The organism is Thermoplasmata archaeon (assembly GCA_035632695.1).
Classification (GTDB): domain Archaea; phylum Thermoplasmatota; class Thermoplasmata; order RBG-16-68-12; family RBG-16-68-12; genus RBG-16-68-12.
This window is the reverse complement of sequence record DASQGG010000054.1, coordinates 1-9841: the sequence shown is the minus strand read 5'-3', so window position 1 is coordinate 9841 and position 9841 is coordinate 1. Positions and strand designations below refer to the sequence as shown.

The window sequence follows — 9841 nt, the reverse complement described above, 5'->3', positions numbered from 1 at the left end:
GGGCGACCCCATGTCCCTCGACGCCCATACCCTTTCGCCCAACGCGCAGCGTAAGCTAGCCGCTTCACCGCCAAAAGCAAGAACGGGCCTGAAGGGATTTCCGGGACCGCGGGAGCGTCCGCGCGGTCGGTTCGAACCCTTGACCTATCGGTGTCTCTCGACGTTCCGACAGGCGCGCCGATAAGAGCCGATCGCTCTACCTAGCTAAGCTACAGGCCCGCGCCGCGACCAAACGAACGCGCTTAGTTAAAGATTCCGCCGGAGGGCCGCAGGCCCGTCGCAATCCCGTCGGCCTCAGGGCGTGCGCAGGAGGCCCGTCCATGAGGCGACGCCCACGCGGTACCCCACGTTGACCTGGTACACCTGCAGGGAGAAGCGCCCCGCGACCGCGTTGGACAGGGAGGACGCGTTCACCGTGAAGTAGTCCCCCGTGTCCAGGACCCCGTCGTGATTCGCGTCCGTGAATCCGAGGACGGTGCCCCCACCTCCGAGACCCGCGGGCAGCGAGGCAACCACGGTGTCGTTTTGCACCAGGGTTGCGTTGAACAGGGAGAGGTTCAAGTTCAGGGTCGTGGATATGACGACGATCCGCGGCCCTACGGTCGTGTTCGCCTGGAGGATTAGGACCGTGGACGGCGGCGGGTTCAGGTTCTCCAAGTACCGGGGGACGAACACGATCGCCAAGAGGGCCATGAACACGAGGCCGGCTCCGAGCGAGGCGACCAGGAGCTTCGTAGCCTGGGGAGGCGGTCCGCGCTTCCTCTTGAACGCCGGCGGTTCGGGGGCCGTGGACTTGGGGATCTTCATCGGGCCTCACTCCACGAAGATCGCGGGCCGCCCGGGCACCGCATGGGCTGCCTTGTTCCCGGGATCCCATCGGCTCGGATCGTCGGCTGGGAACACCTCGACCCGGCATCCCAGCTCGGACGCCAAGAAGGGCGCGTTCTCCCGAAAGAGCGCCGCCTCATCCGCCACGGCGAACCGCGCCGCCTCCTCGGCCTTCGTGCGCCGCAGGTCGTCCGAGAGCTTCTTCGCGTACGCCGCGACCTCCGCCGCCCGTTCCCGCATCCCGGGTTCGGCGAGGGCACGCTCCATGAGGACGTTCATCGGGGCGGATCCCGCGCGCGCGAGATCGATCGCGAGCGCGCGCACGCGCACCTTCCACGCGGGCGCGACGTACAGCGCGAGGCGCTTCGGCCTGAGCCGGGTCACTTTGAGAATCTCTCGGACGTCGGAGAGCGTGGTTTGGAGCAACGCCTCACCGGCTTCCGCGGCGGGGTCGATCTCGGCCGGCACGGGCTCCGGGTACGCGGCACTCGAGACGAACCCCTCCTTGCCCATCCGATGCCAGACTTCCTCGCACACGTGCGGGGTGAAGGGGGCGAGGAGCTTCGTCTGGACGTCGATGAATCGTGCAAGCACGTCGGCGTGGGGTCGGCCGCCGCAACGCCGGAGGTACCAGGCCCAGGCAGCCTGGAGGTCGAAGTACCCCGCCCGGAACGCGGCCTTGTAGGTCATCGCCTCCATGGCCGTCACCGTCGACGCGGCCGCACGGCTCAAGGTGGACAGGAACCATGCATCGACCGCGTGACGGTCCGTCCGCGTCGCGTGCCGCTTCGTCGCGTACGCGTGCCAATCCTGGAGCCGTGTACGGATCGCGGCCGCGAACTCCCGATCGAGGTTCGGGTCGTCCACGCCATCGCCCGCGTTGGCCACGGTCGCGCGTAGGGTGTCCGCGCCCCACTCCCGGACGGCCTCGCGGATGTACACGGCGTTGCCGCGGGACTTGGACATCTTCATGCCCGCCATCTGGACCCATCCGTTCACGCCGAAGCCGCGGGGCCACAGCTCCGGGGGGAAGACCGCGGTGTGGTTGAACAGGCAGAACGTCATGTGGTTCTGGAGCAGGTCCTTCCCTGTGTTCCGGAGGTCGAAGGGGTACCAGTACGTGAACTCCCGTCGCATGCCCTCGACGACGTGGGCGGGCAGACCAAGATTCGCCGCCACGGAAGCGGCATCCCCGAGGCCCAGGAACACGTACTCGAAGAAGGCGTCATCGAGGCGGGACGCCCAGGCCACTTGGCTTCGCAGCGCCCCGTCCTGGAGCACGTGGGCGATCGTGTAGTACGCCATGTAGATCGTGGAATCCGAGAGGGACTCGATGACCCAGTGGTCGTCCCAGGGCAGCTTCGTCCCGAGTCCCTTGTGGTGGGCGCACGCCCAATCCTGGAGCCAGTCCACCACGTAGTCGAACTGCTTCCGAAGCCCATCCGGGTACAGGTTCATCCGGGACAGGGCGTCGTGGACCTTCGCCTTCCACGCGGGGTCGCCGTACGCCAGGAACCACTGGTCCTCGACGACCTTGACGATTGCGCGAGTCGTGCAGCGGCACACGACCTCCGCGCTCGGCTCGTAGAGCGTGTCCGCCTGGTGACTCGCGAGGAGCTCGTTGCGGATCTCCTCCTTCGCGATCTCGACGCGCATGCCCGCGTAGGACCCGCAGTTCTCGTTCATCACGCCCTGGTAGAACCCGGACTTGTAGACCTCCGCCTTCGCCGCGGCGAGCTTCTCCGTCTCCCGCTGCCGCCGAATCCCCATGCGCTCGACGACCTCCTTGGCGGGGAGGGCCCCGAAGCCCGGCGTTTTGATGATCGGGACGGGCTGGATCGCGCGGATCCGCTCCTTGTCCAGGCCGTACCGGTCCAGGAGGACATCGTCCCCCTGGACCTCTCGCAGGGCGACGTAGTCGTCCGGAGCGTCCGAAGGGACGCTGGTGACGATCCCGGTCCCGCGGCCCTGGTCGATGAAGGAGCCCGGCAGCACGGGGACCGCTCGGTTGATCATGGGCGCGATGCCCTCCTTCCCCACGAGGTCGGCGCCGCGGATCGTGGACTCGCGGAGGACCCTCTTCCCTTGCTCGGCCAGCTTGGTCGCGGCCTGGTCGTTCAGGACCCACCGCTCCCCGTCGACGGACGCGACCACGTACGGGGAGTCGGGGTCGACCCAGATGTTCGTCTGGCCAAAGACGGTCTCCGGTCGGACGGTCGCCGCGACCAGGACCCGACCGTCCGAGAGGGGGAACTTGAGCAGGGTGAAGGCTTGCGGGGTCACCCCCTCGCCCTCGAGTCGGTCGTGGTCCCCGATGGGCGCTTGGTCCTTGGGGCACCAGATCACGGGGTGCTTGTCGATCTTCACGTAGCCGCCCTCCTTGAGGCGGCGGAACTGCCACTTCACGAACGCGTCGTACGGCGGGTTGAGGTCCGTCGTGATGAAGGAACGCCGCCAGTCGATCGCGGAGCCGAGGCTCCGGAGGTCCTCGATGGTCGCGTTCGGGAAGACCTCAATCCAGTGCATGGGGTCCGCGAACTTGGGAATCTCCGCACGGGGCACGCCCATCTGCTCGAGGATCCGGATCTGCCCGGGCTCGCCCTCGGCCACGCGCTTCGCCGCCCCCAGGATCGGGAGCCCCGTGCAGTGGAACGCCTGCGGATGCAGGACGTTGTAGCCGCGCATGCGCCGGAATCGGGACTGGAACTCGGCCCGAAGGAACGACACGCCGAACCCGAGGTGCTGGTACCCCGACATGTACGGGTAGGGGACATTGGAGAACCATTTGGGCCGTCCTGGCTGTGCGGAGGCTTCGAAGAGGTGGGCCTCCTCCCACGCGGCCTGCCACTTCCGCTCGATGGTCGCTAGGTCCACGCGGGTCGACGGCCGAACGCGTCGCGGACGGTTCGATGCGACCGGGCGGCGTACTCGGCGCCTGCGTGCGCGCGAGCGCGCCTTTTGTGTGACACGCCGTGCACGACCGTGGGTTCGGCCGCGCAACGTGGACCGCCTAGGGGCACGGACCTTCCCGCGGACGGCGCGGCGTGCCATCCGCTTTGGAACGCGCGGACGGGTCTTCCGAGTCGGGGGGCGAGACCTCCGTTTCCGTTGGACCGCTCGAAGGCGGACGCGCCGAGCGCGGGGTCGCCCCGAGGACCCGCCCCGCCTCCGCTTCGCCACGGGCGCCGGAACGGACGCCCGTCGTAAAGCTTTTCGTAGCCGCGAAGCACGCTCCCATCCGGGGGCGACGCTGCGTCGCGAATCTCGGTTTGCATCGCGTGCGCCCGATAAAAGTCCCGACGTCAACCCGAGCGCGCCGCGGGGGCGTGATGGAGGGACTGTCATACGTCGTATGACACTTGACAAAACGTATTTATAAAGTCCCCCAGGATACCGCCCACAACACGCCAAAATCATGCGGGGAGAGACGGTGTGACTCGCGTCATACCGACCGCGTGAATGGGACGGTGCGGGATGGACGACAACGAGCGGATCACACTGCGGCTCGAGAAGGAGAACCTCGAGCTGATCGACGCGTTCTTGAAAGAGAACAAGTCGTACGACAGCCGCTCCCAGCTCGTCCGTGACGCCGTCCAGTCGTTCAACCAGAGCCTCCGGGGCGAGGGGAACACGGTGTCCCTGCACGTCCCGAGGTACTACCTGGACCTGATCGACCGCCTCGTGGGCGACGGGTACTTCCTGAGTCGGGAGCACGCGATCGTCCGCAGCATCGAGGAGTGGTTCACGCGGGAGCGGGTCAAGGAGATCCAGGACCACCGCAAGGAGATCGACAAGACGACGGGCAAGGTGGTCTCCGTCTCCGACGGCGCGAAGGACGGCGTCATCCCCCCATGAGCGAGGCGTGTCGGAAGCTGGAAGGGAACCCCGCAAGGCAGACAAAGGATGGGATGGGAACGGTCATGAAGGGATGGGATGCACACCTTCGGACGCGGGGAACCCCTCCGGCCTCCCTCGAGCCATCGAGGGACGTGCGCGAGGCGGAGGCTAGGTGAATGATACCCCGAGACTACGTCGACGAGGTCATCAACGGACTGTTTGAGGACGCCGTCGACCCGAAGATCAGCGTTGTCGGCGTCGGCGGCGCAGGCGGCAACGTGGTGAGCGCGCTTTACGATCGCGACATGAAGGGCGTCGAGACCGTGGCGGTCAACACGGACCCCGCGGGGCTGTCGAAGTCCGAGGCGGACTTCAAGGTCCTGCTGAGCCACGTCGACGGCGAGGACCGGCTTGCCGCGGCGCGGACGGCCGCGGAAGGCTCCGAGGCGAACCTCAAAGAGACCCTGTCCTCGGACATCGTCTTCGTCGTCGCGGGCATGGGCGGTGCCGCCGGGACGGGCGCCGCGCCCATCGTGGCCCGCGCTGCGCGCGCGAACGGCGCCGTGACCATCGCGGTGGGCATCATCCCCTTCGACGCGGAGGGCCGCGGCGAGGTCGCGAAGGCGGGCCTCGACGAGCTCCGTGCGGAGGCGGACAGCCTGATCGTCGTGGACAACAACTCCCTGAACAAGTTCGCGGACCAGCTGTCCTTCAACGAGGCGCTCCAAGTGGTCAACTACATGGTCGCGGCCATCGTGGAAGGCGTCGTCGACCACCTGGCCAAGTCCTTCCTGTCCACGGTCGCCGAGGAGGTCGAGACCGTGGCCAAGGAGATCGAGGAACAGAACAACCACGCGGTCCACATGGAGGTCCAGCCCCCGGAGACCGTCCAGGCAGCCTGGGACATCGACCCCGTGGCGTTCGACGCGAACGGATTCATCGGGCTCCGCTGAGCCCCACTTTACCAAATTACGTAACTCCTCCCCCCAACACGCCCACCCGCGAGGGCATCGGGCGACCGACGCCGCAAGGCGTCGGGCGGCCCTCGCGACCCTTTCTTTCCGCCGACGGGAGGGCGGGAAGCTTCTTGCGACGACGCGCGGTACCACATGCCATGGTCGCGTTCTCCGCGTCGCTCTCGGTCTCCACAAGGAAAGGCCCGCAGGCGACCGACATCACCCGCGAGGTCACGGCCGCGGTCGTGAAGTCCCGCATCCGATCGGGCCTTGCGTGCATCTTCACCCCGAGCAGCACGTCCGCGATCCTGACAAACGAGTTCGAACCGGGCCTCATGGAGGAGGACATCCCTGCGGCCTTGGAGCGCCTCTTCCCCGAGGAGCTGGAGTACGGACACGAGAAGCGGTGGGGCGACGGGAACGGGCACAGCCACGTGCGCGCGACCTTCCTCGGGCCGAGCCTGACGATCCCAGTCGTCGACGGCGCGCTCGCCCTCGGCAGGTGGCAGCAGGTCGTCCTCCTGGAGCTGGACAACAAGCCACGGCGGCGCGAGGTGCTCGTCCAGATCGTCGGCGAGTCGTGACCCGGCCCGGCAATCTTTAAGTCCCCCGCGCGGGTGGCGTCCCCGAGGCCGGGACCATCCCGCGGGACATCCAGAGCGAGAACGCGAACCACTCGTACCGGCTGAACAAGGTCGGCGTCACCGGGGTCGAGAAGCCCGTGCAGGTGCGCCGCCGGGGTCGCAACCTCACCCTCACGACGTCCATCGACGTGTTCGTAGACCTGCCGCCGAAGCAGAAGGGCTCCCACCTGTCCCGGAACCTCGAGGTGATCAACGAACTCGTGGACCGTTCCGTGCGCGAGCCCGTGGGGAGCCTGGAGGAGCTCACGGAGACGGTCGCGCGGCAGCTCTTGAAGAAGCACGAGTACGCGACGACGTCGGAGGTCTGGGCCCGAGCCGACTACTTCCTGGAGCGGCGGTCCCCCTGGGGCCACACGTCCATGGAACCGTACCATCTGGTCGCCCGCACGAACGCGTGTCGCGGATCCGCGAGCGTGGAGCGGTCCATCGGCGTCGAGGTCGTCGGCATGACCGCGTGCCCGTGCGCCATGGAGATGGTCCGCGATCGGCTCGTCAAGGAGCATCCCGAGATCAAGGCGTGGCCCGACGACATCCCGTTCGTCACCCACAACCAGCGGAACCGCACGACCCTAATCCTCCAGGAGCCGGACGGCGTCGACATCGAGGCGGACGACCTCATCGACATCGTCGAGGCATCCATGTCCGCACCCACGTACGGTCTGCTCAAGCGGCCGGATGAGGGCCGCCTGGTCGAGCTCGCCCATGCGAACCCGCGCTTCGTCGAGGATGTCGCACGCGAGGTGCTGGATCGGCTCCTGGCGAAGTACCCGACCATGCCGGACACCGCGTGGGTGCGCGTGAAGTCCGAGGCCGAGGAGTCGATCCACAAGCACAACGCGCTCGCGGAACGGGCCGCCACGTTCGCCGAACTCCGAGCGCCGTAATCTCGACCTGTCGCGGAAGCGGGCAGGCCAGGCGCGTGGGAAACCTCTTCGGCTCGAACAGCCATCTCGCCGCCATGGTCCTCCCGGCCTTGTGCCACGTGTGCAGCCGTCCCACGGTGTTGACGTGCGTGGCCTGCGGCCGCCCCGTGTGCGACGCCCACCAGGGAATGGACGGGGTCTGCGTCGCATGCCGTACCGGCCGGCGGTCGCGGCCCGGAGTTCGAGGCTGACTCAGAGGACTCGCTTCGCGTCTTCCTTCCCGATGTCGAGGGCCTTGAGCGCGTACGTGAGCGCCTTCGCGCGGATCATGTCCCGCGTCTTGTCGTCCAGGAACTGCTGCATGGCCACGGGCGCCTTCCGCGCATAGTTGATCGCGAACTCGGACCAGTAGAACGGCGCGTTGTCCTCGTCGAGCGCCGCGGCCTTGTTGTAGTGCTCCTCTGCCTCGTTGAACCGGCCGAGGTCCACGCAGAAGGACGCGAGCGCGTCGTGGTACTGGGGGTTCTCCGGGTCCAGCTCGATGGCCTTCTTGTACAGCCCGAGGATCTCCTCCGCCTCCACCTTGGGGACGCCGAGCGCGGACTCCGCCTTGCCGAAGAAGGCGACCGCGTTCTTCGGGTCCTCCTTGCACGCCTTGTCGAAGTGCTTGAAGGCGGCATCGTAGTCGAGGGCGCTCAGGGCTTGCTCTCCCGCGGCGATCGCTTCCTCGGCGGAGGGCATGGGAACCGACCGCGGAACGCCGGGGATGCCTGATAAACCTTCCTGGGGGATTCTCACGCGAGGTCGACGCTGCGGCGCCCTCGCGCTTCGCGCCTCAGACGATGGTCTTGTGGTTCCGAAGCCAGTCCAGATCGCTGAGGTACAGCTCGCGGATGTCCGAGATCCCTTCGAGGGCCATGATCACTCGTTCGAGGCCGAGACCCCAGGCGAGGACCGGGGTCTCGATCCCGAGAGGCTTCGTGACCTCGGGGCGGAAGATCCCGCTGCCTCCCAGCTCCATCCAGCGCCCGTCGGGCAGCTGTACCTCGGGCTCCATGCTCGGCTCCGTGTACGGGAAGTAGCCGGGCCGGAACTTGGAGCCCAGGAACCCGAGCCGCCGGTAGAACTCCTCGATGATCCCGATGAGCTGGGCGAGGTTCGCGCCTTCCTCCATGACGACGCCCTCGACCTGATGGAACTCGGGGAGGTGCTTCCAGTCGATCGCGTCCCGGCGGAAGTTCCGGCCGATGATGAACGCCTTCTGCGGGGGCTTCGGATGGTCGGCGAGCCAGCGAATCGTGATCGCGGTCGTGTGGGACCGAAGCAGGGCGCGCTCCGCCTCCCTCCGCTCCCAGGCGTACCGCCACCCCTTGCTCCCCGTGCCGCCGCCCGTCTCGTGGGCTTCGGCCACGCGCCGGACGACCGCGTCTTCGGGCAGTGCGACGGTCCGCGGCTTTGACAGATAGAAACTGTCGAGCTGGTCGCGGGCCGGATGGTCCTGGGGCTGGAAGAGCGCGTCGTAGTTCCAGAACGCGCTCTGCACGTAGTCCCCGTCGATCTCCGTGAAGCCCATCTCTAGGAAGATACGACGTATCTTCTCCAGGTAGGCTCCCAGGACGTGCCGCTTCCCCGGCCAGACGGTCGGCGCGAAGGCTCGCGTATCGTACCGGCGAAAGTCCACCCCGCGCCACTTCCCGTCCCGGAGCAGGTCCGTGGTCAGGAGCGTGGCTTCGGGCTTCAGCTCGATCCCAGCGGCGAGGACCTTCTCCCCTGCGGGCGTGAGGCGAATCTCGCGACGGACCGCCTCCCGTTCCCGGACGAGGTCCTGGCGGGACCTCAGGTCCTTGAGGACCTTGGGGTCGGCGGCGTCCTCGGGGATCTCGCCCTTCGCCATGCGGGCCAGGAGTTCCTCGTCGGGCGCGCGACCGTTCGCCGCGGCGCGGCCCTCCGCCGTGGCCACGAGCTGGCTCCCCTCGGGCGCCTTCTCGACGTTCGCCCACCCCTTGCGTCGCAGCCACCCCAGGGCGATCGCGAGTTGCGCCTCGTTGAATCGGCAGGCGGCCTGCAACTTGGGGACGGGCATCCGCCCCTTCGCCCTCAGGAGGGCTCGGAGCGCCCGGCGCTCGGGCAGCGGCGTGCGCGCGACCGATCTGTCCCGGAGTCCGTACGAGCGGACGACGCGCTCCTTCATCGTCACAAGGCCCTTCGCCTGGAGCCAGGAGGCTGCGTTCATGACCTCCACGAGCTCCTTGAACTTTCCCTTGGAACGAATCTCCTCAGGGGACGCACTCCCTCGATCCCTCAGCGTCAGCAGGACTCGCTTCTCGAGGTAGCTGAGCTCGGACGCCACGTCGCGGGGCATTTCGCCGCCGGATGGGACCCGTTCGTATATGCTTTTCCCGGTTTGAGGAGAGGAAGACGCGGTCTCGCCGCACGGGCTGCCGCCCTGCGGAAAGAGCAACGTTCCTGGCGCCGCGGCGCGCCACTCTCAAAGGTGAGAACTACGTCACGGCCCTTATAAGCGAAATCAGGGCATCGACGCGGACAGTGAACCAGGTCTCTCGCCGTCCGGGACGAGCGGAAGCCCGCCGGGGGCCCGGCCATGGGTGACACGCGGTTCCCCACGAACTACGCGATCCTGCTGGCGGGTCCGCCCGGGGTCGGGAAGTTCGAGTACATGGTCGCCCAGGCCCGCGAGGCCCTCCGCGCCGGG

Annotated in this window: 8 protein-coding genes and 1 tRNA gene; 4 read left to right on the top strand and 5 right to left on the bottom strand. The window is 67.7% G+C overall.

Annotation, left to right across the window (positions count from 1 at the left end; genetic code table 11):
* Positions 1-83 precede the first annotated feature (83 nt).
* From VEY12_04415 to leuS, 3 genes are all read right to left on the bottom strand, one after another.
* Positions 84-219: transfer RNA gene (locus tag VEY12_04415), tRNA-Lys, on the bottom strand.
* Between the two features lie 75 nt (positions 220-294).
* Positions 295-807 carry a hypothetical protein gene (locus VEY12_04410; protein ID HYM39376.1) on the bottom strand — a complete coding sequence of 171 codons (513 nt, stop codon included), beginning with the start codon at positions 805-807 and terminating at the stop codon, positions 295-297.
* 6 nt (positions 808-813) lie between these two features.
* Positions 814-3702: a leucine--tRNA ligase gene (leuS, locus tag VEY12_04405; protein HYM39375.1), complete on the bottom strand. Its 2889-nt coding sequence runs from the start codon at positions 3700-3702 to the stop codon at positions 814-816.
* A 600-nt stretch (positions 3703-4302) separates the two neighbouring features.
* Here leuS and VEY12_04400 point away from each other — a divergent pair.
* From VEY12_04400 to mptA, 4 genes are all read left to right on the top strand, one after another.
* The gene (locus VEY12_04400; GenBank protein HYM39374.1) at positions 4303-4683 is read left to right on the top strand and encodes a ribbon-helix-helix domain-containing protein; all 381 of its coding nucleotides are present in this window, start codon (positions 4303-4305) and stop codon (positions 4681-4683) included.
* 158 nt (positions 4684-4841) lie between these two features.
* A complete protein-coding gene (locus VEY12_04395; GenBank protein HYM39373.1) occupies positions 4842-5618 on the top strand; it encodes a hypothetical protein in 777 nt (258 codons plus the stop codon).
* 161 nt (positions 5619-5779) lie between these two features.
* Positions 5780-6205 carry a secondary thiamine-phosphate synthase enzyme YjbQ gene (locus VEY12_04390; GenBank protein ID HYM39372.1) on the top strand — a complete coding sequence of 142 codons (426 nt, stop codon included), beginning with the start codon at positions 5780-5782 and terminating at the stop codon, positions 6203-6205.
* A gap of 56 nt (positions 6206-6261) precedes the next feature.
* Positions 6262-7149, top strand: a complete 888-nt coding sequence (gene mptA / locus VEY12_04385) for a GTP cyclohydrolase MptA (protein HYM39371.1) — start codon at positions 6262-6264, stop codon at positions 7147-7149.
* A 231-nt stretch (positions 7150-7380) separates the two neighbouring features.
* Here the strand turns inward: mptA and VEY12_04380 are convergent, their stop codons facing one another.
* Together VEY12_04380 and VEY12_04375 are read right to left on the bottom strand one after the other, a co-directional pair.
* On the bottom strand, positions 7381-7869 hold the full coding sequence (locus VEY12_04380) for a tetratricopeptide repeat protein (protein ID HYM39370.1): 489 nt from the start codon (positions 7867-7869) through the stop codon (positions 7381-7383).
* Between the two features lie 94 nt (positions 7870-7963).
* Positions 7964-9490 carry a phenylalanine--tRNA ligase subunit alpha gene (locus tag VEY12_04375; protein HYM39369.1) on the bottom strand — a complete coding sequence of 509 codons (1527 nt, stop codon included), beginning with the start codon at positions 9488-9490 and terminating at the stop codon, positions 7964-7966.
* Between the last annotated feature and the right edge of the window lie 351 nt (positions 9491-9841).

Excerpts from the sequence above, each read along its gene's own strand:
- VEY12_04410 (HYM39376.1), bottom strand. The coding sequence starts at position 807 with ATGAAGATCCCCAAGTCCACGGCCCCCGAACCGCCGGCGTTCAAGAGG.
- VEY12_04400 (HYM39374.1), top strand. The coding sequence starts at position 4,303 with ATGGACGACAACGAGCGGATCACACTGCGGCTCGAGAAGGAGAACCTC.
- VEY12_04395 (HYM39373.1), top strand. The coding sequence starts at position 4,842 with ATGATACCCCGAGACTACGTCGACGAGGTCATCAACGGACTGTTTGAG.
- VEY12_04390 (HYM39372.1), top strand. The coding sequence starts at position 5,780 with ATGGTCGCGTTCTCCGCGTCGCTCTCGGTCTCCACAAGGAAAGGCCCG.
- VEY12_04380 (HYM39370.1), bottom strand. The coding sequence starts at position 7,869 with ATGCCCTCCGCCGAGGAAGCGATCGCCGCGGGAGAGCAAGCCCTGAGC.
- VEY12_04375 (HYM39369.1), bottom strand. The coding sequence starts at position 9,490 with ATGCCCCGCGACGTGGCGTCCGAGCTCAGCTACCTCGAGAAGCGAGTC.